Origin of the sequence: Pantoea sp. Pa-EAmG (assembly GCF_030024295.1) — a bacterium.
Classification (GTDB): Bacteria; Pseudomonadota; Gammaproteobacteria; order Enterobacterales; family Enterobacteriaceae; genus Pantoea; species Pantoea dispersa.
Map to the genome: position 1 here is coordinate 15,953 of NZ_JASEWO010000026.1, position 19,940 is coordinate 35,892.

Consider the following 19,940-nt stretch of genomic DNA (forward strand, 5'->3'; position numbering starts at 1 on the left):
TCTACTCCGCGCACCAAAAATTCAAGGTGAAAAATAGCCACGATTTTTGCTGCTATTCAGACGATAGCCCTTGCTTTTGTCCCATTAAGCTGTCAGCTCGAAATTCTCATTCGCGGAGGAAGCATGCTCGACAAACTCGATGCCGCGCTGCGATTTGGTACAGAAGCGTTAAACCTGCGTGCTCAGCGTCAGGAAATCCTGGCGTCAAACATTGCCAACGCCGATACCCCGGGCTACCAGGCGCGGGATATCGACTTTGCCAGCCAGCTGAGCAAGGTGATGCAGAACGGCCGTGCCGAAGGCAGCAGCCTGGCGCTCAATGTCACGTCATCACGTCACATTGAAGCGCAGACCAACTCACAGCCCGCACTGGATCTGCTGTACCGCATTCCCGATCAGCCTGCCGCGGATGGTAACACCGTGGATATGGATCGCGAGCGTACGCAGTTTGCGGATAACAGCCTGAAATACCAAACCGATCTCACCCTCATCAGTAGCCAGATCAAAGGCATGATGAACGTACTGCAGGGGCAATAATCATGGCATTGCTGAATATCTTTGATATCGCCGGTTCTGCGATGACCGCACAGTCACAGCGGCTCAACGTCAGCGCCAGTAACCTGGCCAACGCCGACAGCGTCACCGGGCCGGACGGCCAGCCGTACGTGGCGAAGCAGGTGATTTTCCAGACCGATGCCGCTCAGGGCGCGGCCACCGGCGGCGTCAAAGTAGCCGGTGTCGTGAACGACCCGACGCCCGCCAAACTGGTGTATGACCCGGGTAATCCGCTGGCTGACCAGAAAGGCTACGTCAAAATGCCTAACGTCGACGTGGTCGCCGAAACCGTTAACACCATGTCCGCGTCGCGCAGCTATCAGGCCAACGTCGAAGTGCTGAACACGGTGAAGTCAATGATGATGAAAACCCTCACCATGGGTCAGTAACGGAGACGCATTATGAGCCTTGCAGTAGGGATTAAAGACAACCTCGACCCCACGGTCCTCAGCTCCAGCAGCAGCACCGGCAGCGGCAACAGCGCGCAGGATCTGCAAAACCAGTTCCTGAACATGCTGGTGACGCAGCTGAAAAATCAGGACCCGACTAACCCGATGGACAACAGTCAGCTGACAACCCAGCTGACGCAGATCAACACCCTGAGCGGCATTGAAAAACTCAATACCACGCTGGGATCGATCTCCGGTCAGATCAGCACCAGCCAGTCGCTGCAGAGCTCAACGCTGATCGGCCATGGCGTGATGGTGAAGGGCAGCCAGGTGCTGGTCGGCAGCGGCACCAGCACGCCGTTTGGCGTGGAGCTGGGCACCGCGTCGACCGCCACCAGCGTCACCATCAAAGATGGCAACGGCAGCGTAGTGCGCTCTATCGATCTCGGCGGTCTCAGCGCCGGCGTTCACACCTTCTCGTGGGACGGCAAGATGGACGATGGCAGCGCCGCACCGGACGGCAAATATACGGTTTCACTCGCCGCCAGCAATGGCAGCACCCAACTGGTGGCACAGCCGCTGAACTACGCCTATGTCAACGGCGTCAGCACCGTGAATAACACCGCAAAACTGGATCTCGGCACCATGGGCTCCGCGACCCTCGATGAAATTCGTCAGATTCTCTGACTAACCTCTTAGCAGGAGAAATAGCATGTCATTTTCACAAGCGGTGAGCGGCCTGGGCGCTGCCTCCAGCAACCTCGACGTTATTGGTAACAACATCGCCAACTCGGCGACGGCCGGCTTTAAATCCAGCACCATCGCGTTTGCCGATATGTTCGCCGGTTCGAACGTTGGTATGGGTACCAAAGTCGCAGCGGTGATTCAGAACTTTAACGACGGCACCACCACTTCCACCAGCCGTGGGCTGGACGTGGCGCTGAGCGGCAACGGTTTCTTCCGTCTGACCGACGCCAGCGGCGGCGTGTTCTATTCGCGCAACGGCCAGTTCACGCTGGACGAAAACCGTAACCTGGTGAACACCCAGGGCCTGACCGTAACCGGCTATCCGGCTAACGGCACTCCGCCAACCATTCAGGCCGGTGCCAACCCGGTCGCGCTGAGCATTCCGACCACCCAGATGTCGGCGCGCGCCACCACTACCGCCACCATGGTATCCAACCTGAACTCAACCGATGCGGTGCCAACCGGCGGTGCGTTCACGGCAACCAACGTGGATACTTACAACGCGAAAAGCACCGTGACCGTGTACGACTCGCAGGGTAACGACCACGCGCTGGATCTGTACTACGTCAAAACGGCCGACAACAACTGGACGGTGCACGCGATTGATTCCACCACCGGTCAGGCTGCCGGTAACTTCAACATGGTATTCGATACCAGCGGTAACCTGACCTCGGCCAGCACAGTGGCGCTGACCATTCAGGGGGCGAACGGTGCCGCGGCCAACCAGGCGGTCAGCCTCAGCGTGCTCGGCAGCCTGCAGCAGAACACCGGCAAAACCAACTTCGGTAACCCAACCCAGGATGGCTATGCACCGGGCGATCTGACCAGCTACACCATCAACGATGACGGCACCATCACCGGGACTTACTCCAACCAGAAAACCCAGCTGCTGGGTCAGATTGTGCTGGCGAGTTTCTCTAACCCGGAAGGGCTGAAGTCCGAGGGCGATAACGTCTGGTCGGCAACCAACTCCTCGGGCCAGGCGGCAGTCGGTCTGGCAGGCACCGGTACCTACGGCAACCTGACCTCCGGCGCGCTGGAAGCGTCCAACGTCGACCTGAGTAAAGAGCTGGTGAATATGATCGTTGCCCAGCGTAACTATCAGGCCAACAGCCAGACCATCAAAACGCAGGACCAGATTCTTAACACCCTGGTCAACCTTCGTTAATACGCTAACGGGATTGCTTTATGGATCACGCAATATATACCGCGATGGGCGCGGCCAGTCAGACGATGGAGCAACAGTCTGTCACCGCCAGCAACCTCGCCAACGCCTCGACGCCGGGCTTTCGCGCTCAGCTCAATGCGCTGCGCGCGGTGCCGGTCAACGGCTGGTCGCTGCCAACACGTACGCTGGTCGCCGCTTCCACACCGGGGGCCGATATGTCGCAGGGCTCGCTCGATTATACCGAGCGTCCGCTCGATGTGGCGGTGCAGCAGGATGGCTGGCTGGCGGTGCGTACCGCTGACGGCAGCGAAGCTTATACCCGCAACGGTAACATGCAGATCAGCCCGACCGGCCAGCTGACCATTCAGGGCAATCCCGTGATGGGCGATGGCGGTCCGATTGCCGTGCCGCAGGGCGCGCAACTGACCATTGCCGCCGACGGCTCCATCACCGCGCTTAACGCCGGTGACGCGCCGAACGCCACGGTGCAGCTCGGACGGCTGAAGCTGGTACGTGCCACAGGCCAGGAACTGACGCGCGGTGATGACGGCATGTTCCGTCCCAACGCCGCCACTCAGGCACAGCGCGGCGCGGCGCTGCCGAATGACGCGACCGTGCAGGTGATGCCGGGCGTGCTGGAGGGCAGCAACGTGAAGCCCGTGGAAACCATGGTCGACATGATCGCCAACGCCCGACGTTTCGAGATGCAGATGAAAGTGATCTCCAACGTCGATGAAAACGAACAGCGGGCTAATCAGCTGCTCAATATGAGCAGCTAAGGCTTAAGGAAAACACAATGATTCGTTCTTTATGGATCGCGAAAACCGGTCTTGACGCACAGCAGACCAACATGGACGTCATCGCCAACAACCTGGCGAACGTCAGCACCAACGGCTTTAAGCGTTCACGCGCGGTGTTCGAAGACCTGATGTACCAGACCCTGCGTCAGCCGGGTGCGCAGTCGTCAGAACAGACCACGCTGCCGTCGGGCCTGCAGATCGGTACCGGTGTGCGTCCGGTGACCACCGAACGTCTGCACAATCAGGGCAACCTGTCGCAGACCAGCAACTCAAAAGATGTGGCGATCAACGGTCAGGGCTATTTTCAGGTGCAGATGCCGGACGGTACGTCGGCGTATACCCGCGACGGCTCTTTCCAGGTGGACCAGAACGGCCAGCTGGTGACCAACGCCGGTTTCCCGGTGCAGCCAGGCATTACTATTCCGGCGAATGCCACCAGCATCACCATTGCGCGTGACGGCGTGGTGACGGTGACACAGCAGGGGCAGACGCAGCCGGCGCAGGTTGGCCAGCTGACACTCAGCACCTTCATGAACGATGCCGGACTGGATAGCGTCGGGGAAAACCTCTATCAGGAAACCCAGGCCTCCGGTGCGCCGACCGAAAGCACGCCGGGCCAGAACGGGGCCGGTCTGCTGTATCAGGGTTACGTGGAAACCTCCAACGTCAACGTGGCGGAAGAGCTGGTGACCATGATCCAGACGCAGCGCGCTTATGAGATCAACAGCAAAGCGATCAGCACCTCCGATCAGATGCTGCAGAAGTTAACCCAGCTGTAATGCCGGGATCGTTGGGCCAGCGCGTCTGGCCCGATTAAGAACATGAAAAAGGTCAGAACTCCGTGGCGAAGCAAGTGATTCTCAAGCCTGGGCATTGGTTAGTAGCCACGCTGCTACTGACCCTTAACGGTTGTGCGCTGGTGCCGCGCACGCCACTGGTACAGGGTGCGACGACGGCTGAGCCGACGCCATCCGCACCGCCGGTGGTGAACGGTTCCATTTTTCAGGGCGTGGCGCCGCTCAACTACGGCTATCAGCCGCTGTTTGAGGATCGTCGTCCACGTAACATTGGTGACACCCTGACCATTACGCTGCAGGAAAACGTCAGCGCCAGCAAAAGCTCTTCAGCCAATGCCAGCCGCGACGGCAGCAACAGTTTTGGCCTGAGCGCCATCCCAACCGGCCTGGCCGGACTGGTGGGTGCCGGCGGCGAAAAAGCCGCGCTCGACGCCAACGGCAAAAACGATTTCGCTGGCAAAGGTGGCGCGACCGCCAACAACACCTTTACCGGCACCATCACCGTCACCGTTAACCAGGTGCTGTCGAACGGCAACCTGCGCGTGGTCGGCGAGAAACAGATTGAAATCAACCAGGGCACCGAATTCATTCGCTTCTCTGGCGTAGTGAACCCGCGCACCATCAGCGCCAGCAACGCGGTGCTGTCAACGCAGGTCGCCGATGCACGTATTGAGTACGTCGGTAACGGTTATATCAATGAGGCGCAGACCATGGGCTGGTTCCAGCGCTTCTTCCTGAACGTCTCGCCGATGTAAGAGGTCATGATGAAAAACACTACACTGCTGCGTTTGGGCCTGGGCCTGTTGCTCGGCATCAGCAGCCTGATGGCGCAGGCCGATCGCATCCGCGATCTCACCAGCGTGCAGGGCGTACGCGATAACCAGCTGATTGGTTACGGTCTGGTGGTTGGCCTTGATGGCACCGGTGACCAGACCACCCAGACGCCGTTCACCACGCAAACGGTGAGTAACATGCTGTCGCAGCTGGGCATCACCGTGCCTGCTGGCACCAACATGCAGCTGAAAAACGTGGCGGCGGTGATGGTCACCGCCAAACTGCCGTCGTTTGCCCGTCAGGGACAGACGGTTGATGTGGTGGTGTCCTCACTGGGTAACGCCAAAAGCTTGCGCGGCGGTACGCTGCTGATGACGCCGCTGAAGGGCGTCGATAACCAGGTTTACGCGCTGGCGCAGGGTAACATCCTGGTCGGCGGGGCGGGCGCCTCGGCCGGTGGCAGCAGCGTACAGGTTAACCAGCTCAACGGCGGCCGCATTACCGGTGGCGCCACCGTCGAGCGCGAGCTGCAGAGCAACTTCGGCAGCCAGAACACCATCAACCTGCAGCTTAACAACGAAGATTTCACTATGGCGCAGCGCATCGCCGATGCCATCAACAGCCGTGGCGTAGGGTCAGCGCTGCCGCTGGACGCCCGTACCGTGCAAATTCGCGTGTCGCCAAACAACAGCTCGCAGGTACGTCTGCTGGCGGAGATCCAGAACATCGACGTGTCGGTACCGCTGGAAGACGCCAAAGTGATCATTAACTCGCGCACCGGTTCAGTGGTGATGAATCGCGAAGTGACGCTCAACACCTGTGCGGTGGCGCAGGGCAACCTGTCGGTCACGGTTAATCAGCAGCAGAACGTCAGCCAGCCGGATACGCCGTTTGCCGGTGGTCAGACGGTTGCCACCACGCAAACGCAGATCGATCTGCGTCAGAGCGGTGGCGCGCTGCAGCGGGTTAACGCCAGTGCCAACCTGAACAACGTAGTGCGGGCGCTGAATGCGCTGGGTGCGACACCGATTGAGCTGATGTCGATTCTGCAATCGATGGAGAGCGCGGGCTGCCTGCGCGCGAAGCTGGAAATTATCTGATGACCGATACGCAATCGCTGATGAACGCGGCGTATGACAGCCGCTCGCTGAACGAACTGAAACGCCAGGCTGCCGTGGATCCGAAAGGCAAAGCGCTGCAGGTGGCGAAGCAGGTCGAAGGGATGTTCGTGCAGATGATGCTGAAGAGCATGCGTGAAGCGCTGCCGCAGGATGGCATGCTGAGCAACGATCAGACGCGGCTTTACACCTCGCTGTACGATCAGCAGATTGCGCAGGAAATCGGCAAGCGCGGGCTGGGTCTGGCCGACACCATTGTCAAACAGATGCAGCCAGCGCAGGCACCGGACGAAAGCGCCGGTACCGTGCCGATGAAACTGGATAACAGCTTCATCTATAGCAGTATGGCGCCCACGCAGCTGGAGCAGATGGTGCGCAAAGCGGTGCCGCGTCTGCCGGTCTCGCCGGCCAGCCTGCCGGGTGACAGCAATGAGTTTATCGCCCAGCTGGCGCAGCCGGCGAAAGTGGCCAGCCAGCAGAGCGGCATTCCTCACCATCTGATTCTGGCGCAGGCGGCACTGGAGTCCGGCTGGGGCCAGCGGCAGATCCTGACGCGCGACGGCAAGCCGAGCTACAACGTGTTCGGGATCAAAGCCAGCGGCGACTGGAAGGGCGAAACCACCGACATCATGACCACGGAATACGAGGGCGGTGAAGCGAAGAAAGTGCGCGCCACCTTCCGCGTTTATGGCTCCTATTTCGAAGCGCTCAGCGACTACGTCCGGTTGATTTCCAGTAATCCACGTTATGCGGCGGTGGCGAACGCACCGAGCGCCGAGCAGGGTGCGCGCGCGCTGCAGGCGGCCGGCTACGCGACTGACCCGAAATATGCGCAGAAACTGGTAGGAATGATCCAGCAATTCAAAAACATGGGCGAAAAAGTGGTTAAGGCTTACAGCCAGGATTTCACCGACCTGTTCTGATTTTTCTGCTCAAGTTTCGCTTAAGCACGCCGATAACCTTCACATGCCGCGGGCGTTGTGGCCCGCGCAATCGCACTGATGACTGCCAGCCCGGTTAACGGGAAAAAGGAACCGAGATGTCCAGCATAATTAACTCCGCGATGAGCGGGCTGAGCGCCGCACAGGCCGCATTAAGCACCACCAGTAACAACATCAGTAATTACACCGTGGCCGGTTATTCGCGCCAGACGATTTTGCTGTCGCAGGCCAACAGCACGCTGCAGGGCAGCAACTATTATGGCAACGGCGTCAACGTGACCGGCGTGCAGCGTGAATACGATGAGTTTATTACCGCCCAGCTGCGCGGTAACAGCGCCAACTACAGCGCAGTCAATTCACAGTACAACCAGATTTCGAATATTGATGATCTGCTGTCGACGTCGACCACCAGCCTGTCTGACTCGATTCAGAGCTTTTTCACTAACGTGCAGAACGTGGTGAGTAACGCGGACGATCCTTCTGCGCGCCAGTCTATGCTGAGCTATGCGCAGGGACTGGTAAACCAGTTCCAGACCACCGCACAGTATCTGACCAGCATGCAAAACAGCGTCAATACGGACATCAAAGCCAGCGTCGAGCAGATCAACACTTACTCCAGCCAGATTGCCGATCTCAACACGCAGATCGCCAAGCTGACCACCGGCGGCGGCTCTGCGCCTAACGACCTGCTCGATCAGCGCGATCAGCTGGTCAATAACCTGAATGGCCTGGTCGGTGTTAACGTGTCGCAGCAGGACGGTAACTATATCGTCTCGATGGGTAACACCACGCTGGTCAACGGCAGCAAAACCACCTCGCTGATCGCCATGCCTTCCAGCAGCGATGCGTCGCGCATTACCGTGGGCTATGTCGATAAGCAGGCCGGTAACGTTGAGATCCCGGAAAAAACGCTGACCACCGGTTCGCTCGGGGGCCTGCTGGCGTTCCGTACCCAGGATCTGGATAACGCGCAGAACCAGCTCGGGCAGCTGGCAGCGGCATTCACCACCAGCTTCAACCAGGTGCACAGCCAGGGCTATGACAGCAAAGGCAACACCGGCATCAACTTCTTCAATATTGGTAGCCCGACAGTGGTGACCAACAGCAAAAACACCTCTGCCGCTACCGTCAGTGCCAGCTGGACCGATACCGGGGCGATGAAAGCCTCTAACTACAGCGTGAGCTATGACGGCAGCAACTGGTCGGTGACGCGTCTTTCGGACAACGTGAAAGTGACGCCGACCATGGGCAGCGACGGTGCCGGCAATACCACCATGAGCTTTGACGGACTGTCATTAACGGTAAATGGAACGGCTAACGCCAAAGACAGCTTCCTGGTCAAACCGGTGCAGGATGTGATTAGCGGCATGTCAGTGGCTATCACCAGTGAATCGCAGATCGCGGCAGCTTCGGCTGCGGGTGGCGCCAGCGATAACCGTAACGCGCAAAAGCTGCTGGACCTGCAGGATGCCAAACTGATTAACGGTAACGCCACGCTGGCGCAGGGTTATGCCAGCCTGGTGAGCACCGTCGGCAACAAAACCAAAAACCTCGAAACCGCCGCTACCACCCAGAAGGGCGTGGTGACGCAGCTGACCGAACGTCAGCAGTCGGTTTCTGGCGTAAACCTCGACGAAGAGTACGCCAACCTGAGCAAATATCAGCAATTTTACATGGCGAACGCGCAGGTACTGCAAACCGCCAATACCATTTTCGATGCTCTGATGAGCATTCGCGGTTAATACGGGAGGCCTGACCGATGAGACTCAGTACCAATATGATTTTCGACCAGCAGGTGCGCGGCGTCACTGACGCGCAATCCTCCTGGCTGAAAGCGGGTGAACAACTGTCAACCGGTCGCCGCGTGACCAATCCGTCTGACGATCCGATCGCCGCTTCGCGCGCTGTGGTGCTGTCGCAGACGCAGGCGCGCGACAGCCAGTTTGCGCTGGCGCGTTCGTTCGCAAATCAGGGACTGTCGCTGGAAGAGAGCACGCTGAGTGATGTCACGACGGCGATTCAGTCGGCGCAATCCACGCTGATCAGCGCCGGTAACGGCTCGCTGAGTGACGATGACCGTGCGTCTTATGCTACCCAGCTGGAGGGCATTCGCTCGCAGCTGCTCAACCTGGCCAACAGCAAAGACGGGAACGGCCGCTACCTGTTTGCCGGCTATGAGTCCGACAAGCCGCCGTTCACCGAAGATGCCAGCGGTAAAATCATCTATAGCGGTGGCAGCGACGCGATCACCCAGAAAGTCGACAGCGAACGCACCATGACGGTGGGCCATACCGGTAATTCAATTTTTGACCAGCTGACCAGCAACGCCAAGCCGGAGCCGGATGGCAGCGCCAGCCAGACTAACCTGTTCGATATGCTGGATGACGCCATTGCGGCGCTGAAAGTGCCGCAGAATGACGCTGACGATGCCACTAAACAGACCTTCAGCGCGGCGATGGACAAGGCCAACCGTGGCTTCAGCAACTCGCTGAACAATGTGCTGGCGGTGCGTTCTGAAATTGGTACCCAGCTGGACGAACTGGATACGCTGGATGCAAAAGGTGACGACCGCAAGGTGACGCTGAAAGATCAGATGAGCACGCTGGTTAACGTCGATTACACCGAAGCCATTTCTACCTACACCATGCAGCAGCAGCTACTGCAGGCGTCGTACACCACCTTCAGCGATATGTCGAAGATGTCGTTGTTCCAGATGAATAAATAAACCTGACTGTTTGAGCGTACTTAAACCGGGTACGCTTAGTTTTTCCCACTGCCTGCGAGGGCCGTGGGATTTTTTTTGGCTTTTATTCAGAGTGTTCAGTCAGGTGGGAGGGGAGAATGCGGGCAATAAAAAACCCCGGACCAGCCGGGGTTTGGATACGGTAATGTTCTACAGCAGAGACTTACGCGCTTTCCGGACGGGTAGCCGGTGCGGTAGCCTGATGCGTGGCACTGTGACCACCGGCTGAACCGCGTCCTTCAAAGTTGAAGGCCGGACGGACCCAGTCACTGTGGCGCACGGGCTCAGGTTCCCATGCCGGTGCCGGTGCTTTGGTCATCGGCGCCGTAGCGTGATGCTTAAAGCGGGTCTCAGCATGGCTGACCCCGGTATCACGGGCGGCAACCGGTGCGTGCGGTTCGGTGACCGGCGCGACTGGTGCTTCGGCCGCTACCGGCGCGGACAGCACTTCTTCTACCTGCGCTTCAACCGCGGGTGACACCTCGATCGGAGCCTGTTCCGCTGCGCTAACCGCTTCGGTAACCACTTCGGTAACCACTGGCGGCGTCTCTTCGGCAGGCGTAACAGCCGGTTGCGCTTCTGCTGCGGTTTCCTGTGCAACTGCTTCATCGGCTGCGGAAATCACTGCTGGCTGGTGATCAACCGGTGCCGCCACTGGCGTCAGGTCATCAGTATTCACCACCGGCACCTCAGTGTGCGCCTGCGGTTCAGCCTGATGCACCACTTCTGGCGCTGGCGTTTCGGGCTGTGCCACGGCAGCGGCTTCGACAGCCACAGGCAGTTCTTCCGCCGGCGCGGCATCCTGATAGCCATAGTCTGGCATTTCGTTCAGCGCCTGGTTAGAAGTGAAGTGCTCGTGAGTCTGCGTGACCGGATAGGTGATCCACACTTTGCCTGACGCCATCTCTGGTGAGGCAGCTGCTGTTTCCAGCGGCATCGCAGACTGCGTAGGGTAACGCTCGTCACGATAGCGACGACGACGCTGACCGCTGACGCGCAGATGACGCGGTGAGCGACGTGAACGGCGCGGCATGTTGGCCCCGTCACGGTTCTCGCTGTCATCCTGCTCATCCTGAGCGGTTTCGGCTTGCTCTTTCAGCTGGGCGCGCTGGCTGTTTTCCTGCACCGCTTCAGTAACGGCAGCGGCAGGCAGCTCAGCAGGCATCGCGTCAGCGTTGTCACCTACGCGCACGCGCTGACTGAGCTGGCGTTGTTTGCGACGCGGCATAACCTGAACGCGTTCGTCTTCCTGCGCAACGCTGTCATCAACGCTATCTACAACAGGCACCTGCTCAGCAACTTGTGGTTCCTGCTGCGCACGCTTCTCTTCCTGACGACGACGCTGGCGCTCAGCACGCTGTTCGCGACGCTGTTGCTGCTGCTCATCACGCTGCTGCAGTTGCTCTTCAGTCAGCGCCGGACGCTCACCGCGCGCGTCATTCTGACGCTTGTTACGGCGGTTATCCTGATCGCGTGGCTCGCGGGCTTCTCGAGGCTCACGGGGTTCACGCGGCTCGCGCGCTTCACGTGGCTCACGGCCTTCACGGCTCTGCGCATGCTCACCGTTGCGCGGCGTGCGCTCGCGGCGATTGTTGTTGCGGCGATTGTTACGACGCTCACCACGCTGCTGCGTATTCTCACCGTCAGCCGTTTTCGCTTCGGTCTTCTCTTCAGCAGGGGCTGCGGCGGGCGCATCACCGGCAAACAGTTTTTTCAGGCCACCCAGCAGGCGCGCAACAAAACCGGTGCTGACCGTCGCGGGTGCTGCGACCGCCGGTTTGGCTTTGACGTCAACCGCTGCCGGCTGGCTCTCTTCGCTCACTTCAACCGGAGCCGGTGGTGCATCCGGCATCACGAAGGCGGCCAGTGCAGGCTGCTCCGGACGACGACGCTCAGCGTGCTCTTCTTCCGAAGGCAGCGCCATCTCAGCTTCATGCAGTTTCGGCAGGTGATAGGAGAGGGTTTGCGTCTCTTCACCTTTGCGCACGCGCAGCACCGAGTAGTGCGGCGTTTCCATCTGATCGTTTGGCACGATGATGGCACGCACGCCGCCCTGACGTTTCTCAATCGCACTGACCGCTTCACGTTTTTCGTTCAGCAGGTAAGAGGCCACCTGAACCGGCACAATGGCGTGCACTTCTTTGGTGTTGTCTTTCAGCGCTTCTTCTTCAATCAGACGCAGGATCGACAGCGACAGCGATTCGTTATCACGAATGGTGCCGGTACCGCTACAGCGCGGGCAGACGTGATGGCTGGACTCACCCAGTGACGGGCTGAGGCGCTGACGCGACATCTCCAGCAGACCAAATCGTGAAATGTGGCTGATCTGGATACGCGCCCGGTCCTGACGTACCGCTTCACGCAGACGGTTTTCCACGGCGCGCTGATGGCGCACAGGCGTCATATCGATGAAGTCGATAACAATCAGACCACCGAGGTCGCGCAGACGCAGCTGACGGGCAATCTCGTCGGCGGCTTCCAGGTTGGTGTTGAAGGCGGTCTCTTCGATATCGCCACCGCGTGTCGCGCGGGCGGAGTTGATATCGATGGCAGTCAGCGCTTCGGTGCTGTCGATAACGATAGAACCGCCGGACGGCAGACGCACTTCGCGCTGGAACGCCGATTCAATCTGCGATTCGATCTGGTAGTGGCTGAACAGCGGAATTTCACCGGTGTACAGTTTGATTTTGCTGCTGAAGTCCGGACGACCGAGCGCGGCGATGTGCTGACGCGCCAGCTCCAGCACTTTCGGGTTATCGATAAGGATTTCACCGATATCCTGACGCAGGTAGTCGCGGAAGGCGCGCACAATCACGTTACTTTCCTGATGAATCAGGAACGGTGCCGGGCGGCTGTCTGCGGCTTTTTTGATGGCTTCCCAGTGCTTCAGACGGAAGCTGAGGTCCCACTGCAGCGATTCGGCAGATTTGCCAACGCCAGCGGTACGCACGATCAGGCCCATGCCGTCCGGCAGCTCCAGCGCTGACAGCGCCTCTTTCAGCTCGGTACGGTCGTCACCTTCGATACGGCGGGAAATGCCGCCGGCGCGCGGGTTGTTGGGCATCAGCACCAGATAGCTACCGGCCAGCGAAATAAAGGTGGTCAGTGCTGCCCCTTTATTACCGCGCTCCTCTTTATCGATTTGTACGATCACTTCCTGGCCTTCACGCAGCACATCTTTGATGTTCGGACGGCCATGCGCGTTGTAATTAGCAGGGAAGTATTCGCGGGAAATTTCTTTCAGAGGGAGGAAACCGTGGCGTTCAGCACCGTAATCGACAAATGCCGCTTCGAGGCTGGGTTCAACACGGGTGATTTTACCTTTGTAGATGTTGGCTTTTTTCTGCTCGTGTCCGGGGCTTTCGATATCCAGATCGTACAGACGTTGTCCATCAACAAGGGCAACGCGCAACTCCTCCTGCTGAGTTGCGTTAATTAACATTCTTTTCATCGTGACTTACTCGTTATTCTCACATGAGTGATAAAGCTGCGGGCATCGTTACCCATGGACGAGAATCAACCGATGGCCTCGTGTCTTAATGCACTGCCGTCAACCTCACGGTTGTCGTCGGCTAAAGAGGCGCAAATCTTGTCGGTGGCCTGTTTTTCATAAGGAAAACCAGCGCCTGAAGGTGGAAGTGCTACAGAGTATTCAAAAATCCACACATCCCAGTCTGTCGTCCAGGCCGCAACCCGCAGCCCGCTAAGTGCCTGATTAAACATCACGTCTTACGCCATTGCTGCGTGTCAGTTTCATCCGGCAAAATACCTTAATTTCGCTCTTTTTCCTGCCTGACTCTTTCCAGGACAGAAACCCCTGCATTATTCCATTGCTCACCAACATATAGCAAGGCGACTTTTGCCGAGCTGTGAAGTTTGTGCATCCTTAACCTGTTCATTTGCAGGAGTAATCATCGCATCGTTGAAAAAGCCAGCATTCTGGCCGCGTAACGCGGCGATAAAGTCAGAGTTAAGCACAGAAAAAGGGGTGGCGCTATCCGGGGACACTATTTAGAATCGCCGCCATGAAAACAGAGAATCCCGGCGTACAGTTTGTCGCCATCACGGCTGAAAATGCCGGTCAACGCATTGATAACTTTTTGCGCACCCAGCTGAAAGGAGTGCCGAAAAGCATGATTTACCGCATTCTGCGTAAAGGCGAGGTGCGGGTGAATAAGAAGCGCGTAAAACCTGAATATAAGCTGGAAGACGGCGACGAAGTGCGCGTGCCGCCGGTGCGCGTGGCCGAGCGTGAAGAGCAGGCAGTGTCGCCCAAACTGGATAAAGTGGCGGCGCTGGAGTCGTGCATTCTGTATGAAGACGATTATCTGCTGGTGCTGAACAAACCGTCCGGCACCGCGGTGCACGGCGGCAGCGGGCTGAGCTTCGGCGTGATTGAAGGGCTGCGCGCGCTGCGCCCGGAGGCGCGTTTCCTGGAACTGGTGCACCGTCTCGATCGTGACACGTCCGGCATTTTGCTGGTGGCGAAGAAGCGCTCGGCGCTGCGTTCACTGCACGAGCAGCTGCGTGAGAAGGGCATGCAGAAGGATTATCTGGCGCTGGTGCGCGGCGACTGGCCATCGCACCTGAAAGTGGTGCAGGCGCCGCTGCTGAAAAACATTCTGCAAAGCGGCGAGCGCGTGGTGCGGGTCAGCGCCGAGGGCAAGCCGTCAGAAACGCGCTTCAAAGTTGAAGAACGTTTTGGCCTGGCGACATTAGTTAAAGCCAGTCCGGTGACCGGACGTACGCATCAGATTCGCGTGCATACCCTGCATGGCGGGCACCCGATTGCCTTTGACGATCGCTATGGCGATCGCGAATTCGATCGCCAGCTGGCACCAACCGGTCTGGCGCGGCTGTTCCTGCATGCTGCCGCACTGACGTTTACCCATCCCAACACCGGCGAAAGCCTGCGTATGGAAGCGCCGCTGGATAAGGCACTGAAGCACTGCCTGTCCCAGCTGCGCCAGCAGAAAAAAGCCTGACAGCGTGGCATCAGCTCAGCGGGTTGATGCCCGCCTGCCTTAGCAGGCCATTCAGCGCGATCAGCGGTAAGCCAATCAGGCTATTGGGATCGCGCCCCTCCAGCCGTTCGAACAGACAAATCCCCAGTCCCTCACTTTTGAAACTGCCGGCGCACTGCAGCGGCTGCTCCAGCTCGACGTAGCGCGCAATCTCTGCCGCGCTCAGTTGCCGAAAATGCACGGTAAAGGGTTCACACAGCACATGCTGCTGCGCGCTGGCAGGGTGAATCAGTGCCAGACCGGTATAAAAGGTGATGGCTTTACCGCTCGCCAGCGCCAGCTGCTGGCAGGCGTTCTCTGCGGTATGCGGCTTGCCGGCGATGTGGCCATCCAGTACACAGACCTGATCGGACCCAATGATCCAGTGGGCAGGATAGCGCGCGGCCAGCGCCTGCGCTTTGGCGATGGCCAGACGCTGCACCAGCTGCGGCGCGGCTTCTCCCGGCAGCGGCGTTTCATCGCTTTCAGGGGCGGCAGTGATAAACGGCAGGCCGAGCTTGCGCAGCAGCGCCTGACGGAACGGAGAGGTTGAGGCTAAAACCAGCGGTGTCATCATTTTTTTGCAGAAGTGATAGCGTAAAGATGACAGGCATTTTAAACTATGCGCCGCACTGGATGCGACTAACGGGTGAAAGATGCTGTAAACCGGCCTTTTTCTTTGACTCTATGACGTTACAAAGTTAATATGCGCGCCCTATGCAAAAGGTAAAATTACCCCTGACGATCGATCTGGCCCGCGCCGCGCAAAAGCGCCTTGATTACCAAGGTGTGTATGCACCTGAATTGGTGGCGCGCCTGGCCGAAACGGTCGTGAGTGTGGACAGTGATGTGGAATGCACCATGTCGTTTGCGATTGACAACCAGCGCTTAGCGGTTCTTGAGGGAACAGCTGAAACGCAGGTGACTCTGTCATGTCAACGCTGCAACCAGTCGTTTTCGCATCATGTTCACGTAAGCTATTGCTTCAGTCCTGTCTCTTCTGATGAGCAGGCCGAGGCACTGCCGGAAGCGTACGAGCCAGTTGATATCAATGATTTCGGCGAAATCGACTTGCTGGCAGTCATCGAAGATGAACTCATCCTCGCGCTGCCTGTCGTTCCGGTGCATGATTCTGAACACTGTGAAGTGTCCGACGCGGACATGGTATTTGGGAAGTTGCCTGCAGAGGCAGAAAAACCAAATCCATTTGCCGTATTAGCCAGTTTAAAGCGTAAGTAATAGGAGTAAGGTCCATGGCCGTACAACAGAATAAACCAACCCGTTCTAAGCGTGGTATGCGTCGTTCGCACGATGCGCTGACCACCGCAGCTCTGTCAGTAGATAAAGTTTCTGGTGAAACTCATCTGCGTCACCATATCACTGCGGATGGTTACTACCGCGGTCGCAAGGTTATCACCAAGTAATTCTTTGCGGTTACGCAAGGCGATACCTTGACACGTTTGACCCTGGCAGTTGATGCCATGGGCGGGGATTTCGGTCCCTGCGTGACAGTGCCTGCATCCTTGCAGGCACTGGCCTCTCATACGCATCTGGTTCTTCTTCTGGTCGGTGATCCCGACATCATCTCGTCATTTCTTGCCAAAGCGGATTCCTCGTTACTGGGGCGTGTGCAGGTAATCCCTGCCGAATCGGTTATTGCAAGTGATGCCAAACCCTCGCAGGCGATTCGTAACAGCCGCGGCAGCTCCATGCGCGTGGCGTTAGAGCTGGTGAAAGAGGGGAAAGCGCAGGCGTGCGTCAGTGCCGGCAATACCGGTGCGCTGATGGGCCTGGCAAAATTATTACTGAAGCCGCTGGATGGCATTGAGCGTCCGGCGTTGATGACCGTGCTGCCACATCAGCAGCACGGCAAGACGGTGGTGCTGGATCTGGGCGCTAACGTCGATTCCGACAGTGAAATGCTGGTGCAGTTTGCAGTGATGGGTGCGGTGATGGCGGAAGAAGTGCTGGAAATCAGCCAGCCGCGCGTCGCGCTGCTCAACATCGGTCAGGAAGAGACGAAGGGGCTGGAGACGATTCGCGCCGCATCGGCGGTGCTGCGGGCCTCGCCGCAGATCAACTATATTGGTTACCTTGAGGGGAACGATCTCCTCACCGGCAAGACGGATGTGCTGGTCTGTGATGGCTTCGTGGGCAACGTCACGCTGAAAACCATGGAAGGCGTGGTAAGAATGTTTCTTTCTCTGCTCAAGTCGTCAGAGGATGGGAAAAAACGGGCCTGGTGGTTGAAACTGGTCGGGCGCTGGATTCAAAAGCGCCTGGCTAAACGTTTCGGTCATCTCAACCCCGACCAGTACAATGGCGCTTGTCTGTTAGGATTGCGCGGGACAGTGATCAAAAGCCACGGTGCGGCGAATCAACGTGCGTTTGCCGTGGCGATAGAGCAGGCAGAGCAGGCGGTGCGAAGGCAAGTCCCAGAGAGGATTGCTGCGCGCCTTGACGCTGTATTAGCCAGGAGTGACAAAGCGTAGATGTTTACCAAAATTATCGGTACGGGCAGCTATTTGCCTGAGCAGGTTCGCAGCAATGCGGACCTGGAAAAAATGGTGGAGACTTCGGACGAGTGGATTGTCACCCGGACCGGTATTCGTGAACGTCGCATTGCGGCACCGGATGAAACGGTGGCCAGCATGGGCTTCACCGCTGCCCAGCGTGCGCTGGAAATGGCGGGCGTAGCTGCCAGCGACGTTGGCCTGATCATCGTGGCAACCACCTCTTCCAGCCATGCCTTCCCGAGCTCAGCGTGCATGATCCAGCAGATGCTGGAAATCAACGACTGCGCCGCCTTCGATCTCGCCGCCGCCTGTGCCGGCTTTACCTATGCGCTGAGCGTGGCCGATCAATACATCAAAAACGGTGCGGTGAAGCACGCGCTGGTGATCGGCGCGGATGTGCTGGCTCGCACCCTCGATCCTGACGATCGCGGCACCATCATCCTGTTTGGTGATGGCGCGGGTGCCGTGGTGCTCGGCGCAAGCGAAGAAGCGGGCATCCTCTCCACGCATCTGCATGCCGATGGCCGCTACGGTAAGCTGCTGACGCTGCCGTACCAGGATCGCGCGCATCAGGATGAGCCGGCTTACCTCACCATGGCCGGCAACGAAGTGTTTAAGGTCGCGGTCACTGAGCTGGCGCATATCGTCGATGAAACGCTACAGGCGAATAATCTCGATCGTGAACAGCTTGACTGGCTGGTGCCGCATCAGGCCAACCTGCGCATCATCAGCGCCACCGCCAAAAAGCTCGGCATGGGCATGGATAAAGTGGTGGTGACGCTGGATCGACACGGCAACACCTCGGCAGCGTCGGTGCCAAGCGCGCTGGACGAAGCGGTACGTGATGGCCGCATCAAGCCCGGACACCTGATTTTGCTCGAGGCCTTTGGTGGCGGTTTCACCTGGGGCTCGGCGCTGGTTCGCTTTTGATTGACAGGAACGCAAGATGACGCAAATTGCTTTTGTTTTCCCGGGACAGGGATCGCAGACCGTCGGCATGCTGGCCGATCTGGCAGCGGAAAATCCACAGGTTGAAGCCACTTTTCGTGAAGCTTCTGACGCGCTGGGTTACGACTTATGGCAGCTGGTCCAGCAGGGTCCGGCTGAAGAGCTGAACAAAACCTGGCAGACCCAGCCGGCGCTGCTGGCAGCCTCAGTCGCGATTTATCGCGTCTGGCAGAGCAAAAATGGCGCACAGCCCGCGCTGATGGCCGGACATAGCCTCGGTGAATACTCTGCACTGGTGTGTGCGGGCGTGCTGAATTTTGCTGACGCCATCAAGCTGGTTGAACTGCGCGGCAAACTGATGCAGGAAGCGGTGCCGGAAGGCACGGGCGCCATGCAGGCGATTATCGGTCTCGACGACGCGGCAATTCGCAAAGCCTGTGAAGAGAGCGCGCAGGGCCAGGTGGTTTCGCCGGTCAACTTCAACTCGCCGGGCCAGGTGGTTATCGCCGGCAATAAAGAAGCGGTTGAACGTGCCGGTGCCGCCTGTAAAGCGGCCGGCGCCAAGCGCGCGCTGCCGCTGCCGGTCAGCGTGCCGTCACACTGCGCGCTGATGAAACCTGCGGCGGATAAGCTGGCGGTGGCGCTGGAAAGCGTGACCTTCAATGCGCCGTCGGTACCGGTGGTCAATAACGTTGACGTTAAGTGCGAAAGCGACGCCGCGGCGATTCGCAGCGCGCTGGTGCGTCAGCTGTACAGCCCGGTGCGCTGGACTGAGGCGGTTGAATTTATTGCTGCACAGGGCGTGACTGAACTGCTGGAAATCGGTCCGGGTAAAGTGCTGACCGGCCTGACCAAACGAATTGTGGACAGCCTGACGGCTGCAGCGGTGAACGATCCGTCGTCACTGGCTGCGGCGCTTGGCCAGGAATAAGAGGAAAATCATGAGCTTTGAAGGTAAAGTAGCGCTGGTGACCGGCGCCAGCCGCGGTATCGGACGTGCCATCGCGGAAACGCTGGCGGCACGCGGTGCAAAAGTGGTGGGTACTGCCACCAGCGAAAGCGGCGCGGAAGCCATCAGTGCTTACCTCGGCGACAAGGGCAAAGGTCTGCTGCTGAACGTGACCGATGCGGCCTCTATTGAGAGCGTGCTCGAGAAAGTTCGCGCCGAATTTGGCGAAGTTGACATTTTGGTCAATAATGCAGGCATTACGCGTGACAATCTGCTGATGCGCATGAAAGACGATGAGTGGGCGGATATCCTCGATACCAACCTGACATCGGTGTTCCGCCTGTCGAAGGCGGTCATGCGTGCCATGATGAAAAAGCGCGTGGGCCGTATCATTACCATCGGTTCGGTAGTTGGAACCATGGGTAACGCGGGTCAGGCAAACTATGCGGCAGCAAAAGCAGGTTTGATTGGCTTTAGCAAATCACTGGCGCG

21 protein-coding genes are annotated in these 19,940 nt (G+C 58.5%); 18 read left to right on the top strand and 3 right to left on the bottom strand.

All coding sequences use genetic code 11. The annotated features are described in order from the left end of the window. Positions 1 to 123 precede the first annotated feature (123 nt). The 11 genes from flgB (at position 124) to flgL (ending at position 10,014) form a co-directional block, all read left to right on the top strand. Positions 124 to 537, top strand: a complete 414-nt coding sequence (gene flgB, locus QMM04_RS05925) for a flagellar basal body rod protein FlgB (protein WP_282995819.1) — start codon at positions 124 to 126, stop codon at positions 535 to 537. A gap of 2 nt (positions 538 to 539) precedes the next feature. Beyond that, positions 540 to 944, top strand: coding sequence for a flagellar basal body rod protein FlgC (gene flgC / locus QMM04_RS05930; RefSeq protein WP_021506422.1), 405 nt, complete (start codon positions 540 to 542; stop codon positions 942 to 944). Positions 945 to 956: 12 nt separating this feature from the next. Further along, on the top strand, positions 957 to 1,631 hold the full coding sequence (gene flgD, locus QMM04_RS05935; protein ID WP_021506421.1) for a flagellar hook assembly protein FlgD: 675 nt from the start codon (positions 957 to 959) through the stop codon (positions 1,629 to 1,631). Between the two features lie 25 nt (positions 1,632 to 1,656). Beyond that, positions 1,657 to 2,859: a flagellar hook protein FlgE gene (gene flgE / locus QMM04_RS05940; protein ID WP_021506420.1), complete on the top strand. Its 1,203-nt coding sequence runs from the start codon at positions 1,657 to 1,659 to the stop codon at positions 2,857 to 2,859. 20 nt (positions 2,860 to 2,879) lie between these two features. Further along, positions 2,880 to 3,638 carry a flagellar basal body rod protein FlgF gene (locus QMM04_RS05945; protein WP_021506419.1) on the top strand — a complete coding sequence of 253 codons (759 nt, stop codon included), beginning with the start codon at positions 2,880 to 2,882 and terminating at the stop codon, positions 3,636 to 3,638. A gap of 17 nt (positions 3,639 to 3,655) precedes the next feature. Further along, on the top strand, positions 3,656 to 4,438 hold the full coding sequence (gene flgG, locus QMM04_RS05950) for a flagellar basal-body rod protein FlgG (protein ID WP_021506418.1): 783 nt from the start codon (positions 3,656 to 3,658) through the stop codon (positions 4,436 to 4,438). 62 nt (positions 4,439 to 4,500) lie between these two features. Beyond that, the gene (locus tag QMM04_RS05955; RefSeq protein ID WP_021506417.1) at positions 4,501 to 5,211 is read left to right on the top strand and encodes a flagellar basal body L-ring protein FlgH; all 711 of its coding nucleotides are present in this window, start codon (positions 4,501 to 4,503) and stop codon (positions 5,209 to 5,211) included. Between the two features lie 69 nt (positions 5,212 to 5,280). After that, positions 5,281 to 6,330 (top strand): flagellar basal body P-ring protein FlgI, encoded by a 1,050-nt coding sequence (locus QMM04_RS05960; RefSeq protein ID WP_230201060.1) that lies wholly within the window; start codon positions 5,281 to 5,283, stop codon positions 6,328 to 6,330. Further along, positions 6,330 to 7,271, top strand: a complete 942-nt coding sequence (gene flgJ / locus QMM04_RS05965; protein WP_021506415.1) for a flagellar assembly peptidoglycan hydrolase FlgJ — start codon at positions 6,330 to 6,332, stop codon at positions 7,269 to 7,271. The genes QMM04_RS05960 and flgJ overlap by 1 nt, the downstream gene beginning before the upstream one ends. A 116-nt stretch (positions 7,272 to 7,387) precedes the next feature. Beyond that, positions 7,388 to 9,031, top strand: coding sequence for a flagellar hook-associated protein FlgK (flgK, locus tag QMM04_RS05970; protein ID WP_021506414.1), 1,644 nt, complete (start codon positions 7,388 to 7,390; stop codon positions 9,029 to 9,031). A 17-nt stretch (positions 9,032 to 9,048) separates the two neighbouring features. After that, the gene (gene flgL / locus QMM04_RS05975) at positions 9,049 to 10,014 is read left to right on the top strand and encodes a flagellar hook-associated protein FlgL (RefSeq protein WP_031279278.1); all 966 of its coding nucleotides are present in this window, start codon (positions 9,049 to 9,051) and stop codon (positions 10,012 to 10,014) included. 181 nt (positions 10,015 to 10,195) lie between these two features. Here flgL and rne read toward each other — a convergent pair whose 3' ends face one another. Beyond that, positions 10,196 to 13,483 (bottom strand): ribonuclease E, encoded by a 3,288-nt coding sequence (rne, locus tag QMM04_RS05980; protein WP_282995820.1) that lies wholly within the window; start codon positions 13,481 to 13,483, stop codon positions 10,196 to 10,198. A 65-nt stretch (positions 13,484 to 13,548) separates the two neighbouring features. Then, the gene (locus QMM04_RS05985; protein WP_282995821.1) at positions 13,549 to 13,758 is read right to left on the bottom strand and encodes a hypothetical protein; all 210 of its coding nucleotides are present in this window, start codon (positions 13,756 to 13,758) and stop codon (positions 13,549 to 13,551) included. A 299-nt stretch (positions 13,759 to 14,057) separates the two neighbouring features. On the opposite strand from QMM04_RS05985, the gene rluC reads away from it, so the two are divergent. Continuing rightward, positions 14,058 to 15,017, top strand: coding sequence for a 23S rRNA pseudouridine(955/2504/2580) synthase RluC (gene rluC / locus QMM04_RS05990; protein ID WP_021506411.1), 960 nt, complete (start codon positions 14,058 to 14,060; stop codon positions 15,015 to 15,017). A gap of 10 nt (positions 15,018 to 15,027) precedes the next feature. Here rluC and QMM04_RS05995 read toward each other — a convergent pair whose 3' ends face one another. Beyond that, the gene (locus tag QMM04_RS05995; protein WP_031279273.1) at positions 15,028 to 15,612 is read right to left on the bottom strand and encodes a nucleoside triphosphate pyrophosphatase; all 585 of its coding nucleotides are present in this window, start codon (positions 15,610 to 15,612) and stop codon (positions 15,028 to 15,030) included. A gap of 140 nt (positions 15,613 to 15,752) precedes the next feature. Here QMM04_RS05995 and yceD point away from each other — a divergent pair, with 140 nt between their 5' ends. The 6 genes from yceD to QMM04_RS06025 all read left to right on the top strand — a co-directional run. Continuing rightward, complete coding sequence (yceD, locus tag QMM04_RS06000; RefSeq protein WP_282995822.1) at positions 15,753 to 16,274, top strand: 23S rRNA accumulation protein YceD; 522 nt, start codon at positions 15,753 to 15,755, stop codon at positions 16,272 to 16,274. Positions 16,275 to 16,288: 14 nt separating this feature from the next. Further along, positions 16,289 to 16,459: a 50S ribosomal protein L32 gene (rpmF, locus tag QMM04_RS06005; protein ID WP_007885783.1), complete on the top strand. Its 171-nt coding sequence runs from the start codon at positions 16,289 to 16,291 to the stop codon at positions 16,457 to 16,459. Positions 16,460 to 16,486: 27 nt separating this feature from the next. Then, the gene (plsX, locus tag QMM04_RS06010) at positions 16,487 to 17,527 is read left to right on the top strand and encodes a phosphate acyltransferase PlsX (RefSeq protein ID WP_282995823.1); all 1,041 of its coding nucleotides are present in this window, start codon (positions 16,487 to 16,489) and stop codon (positions 17,525 to 17,527) included. After that, entirely contained in the window at positions 17,528 to 18,481 is a 954-nt protein-coding gene (locus QMM04_RS06015) for a beta-ketoacyl-ACP synthase III (RefSeq protein ID WP_021506407.1), read from the top strand. It abuts the gene before it with no gap. A 16-nt stretch (positions 18,482 to 18,497) separates the two neighbouring features. Next, positions 18,498 to 19,430 carry an ACP S-malonyltransferase gene (fabD, locus tag QMM04_RS06020; protein WP_058759472.1) on the top strand — a complete coding sequence of 311 codons (933 nt, stop codon included), beginning with the start codon at positions 18,498 to 18,500 and terminating at the stop codon, positions 19,428 to 19,430. A gap of 10 nt (positions 19,431 to 19,440) precedes the next feature. After that, positions 19,441 to 19,940, top strand: a 500-nt coding sequence (locus QMM04_RS06025; RefSeq protein ID WP_282995824.1) for a 3-oxoacyl-ACP reductase family protein, incomplete at its 3' end; no start/stop codon positions are given.

Coding starts and splice junctions, on each gene's coding strand:
- flgG (WP_021506418.1), top strand. CDS start 3,656: ATGATTCGTTCTTTATGGATCGCGAAAACCGGTCTTGACGCACAGCAG.
- flgB (WP_282995819.1), top strand. CDS start 124: ATGCTCGACAAACTCGATGCCGCGCTGCGATTTGGTACAGAAGCGTTA.
- QMM04_RS05995 (WP_031279273.1), bottom strand. CDS start 15,612: ATGATGACACCGCTGGTTTTAGCCTCAACCTCTCCGTTCCGTCAGGCG.
- flgE (WP_021506420.1), top strand. CDS start 1,657: ATGTCATTTTCACAAGCGGTGAGCGGCCTGGGCGCTGCCTCCAGCAAC.
- QMM04_RS06015 (WP_021506407.1), top strand. CDS start 17,528: ATGTTTACCAAAATTATCGGTACGGGCAGCTATTTGCCTGAGCAGGTT.
- QMM04_RS05945 (WP_021506419.1), top strand. CDS start 2,880: ATGGATCACGCAATATATACCGCGATGGGCGCGGCCAGTCAGACGATG.
- flgJ (WP_021506415.1), top strand. CDS start 6,330: ATGACCGATACGCAATCGCTGATGAACGCGGCGTATGACAGCCGCTCG.
- yceD (WP_282995822.1), top strand. CDS start 15,753: ATGCAAAAGGTAAAATTACCCCTGACGATCGATCTGGCCCGCGCCGCG.
- QMM04_RS05960 (WP_230201060.1), top strand. CDS start 5,281: ATGGCGCAGGCCGATCGCATCCGCGATCTCACCAGCGTGCAGGGCGTA.
- rpmF (WP_007885783.1), top strand. CDS start 16,289: ATGGCCGTACAACAGAATAAACCAACCCGTTCTAAGCGTGGTATGCGT.
- fabD (WP_058759472.1), top strand. CDS start 18,498: ATGACGCAAATTGCTTTTGTTTTCCCGGGACAGGGATCGCAGACCGTC.
- flgK (WP_021506414.1), top strand. CDS start 7,388: ATGTCCAGCATAATTAACTCCGCGATGAGCGGGCTGAGCGCCGCACAG.
- flgC (WP_021506422.1), top strand. CDS start 540: ATGGCATTGCTGAATATCTTTGATATCGCCGGTTCTGCGATGACCGCA.
- flgD (WP_021506421.1), top strand. CDS start 957: ATGAGCCTTGCAGTAGGGATTAAAGACAACCTCGACCCCACGGTCCTC.
- flgL (WP_031279278.1), top strand. CDS start 9,049: ATGAGACTCAGTACCAATATGATTTTCGACCAGCAGGTGCGCGGCGTC.
- rne (WP_282995820.1), bottom strand. CDS start 13,483: ATGAAAAGAATGTTAATTAACGCAACTCAGCAGGAGGAGTTGCGCGTT.
- rluC (WP_021506411.1), top strand. CDS start 14,058: ATGAAAACAGAGAATCCCGGCGTACAGTTTGTCGCCATCACGGCTGAA.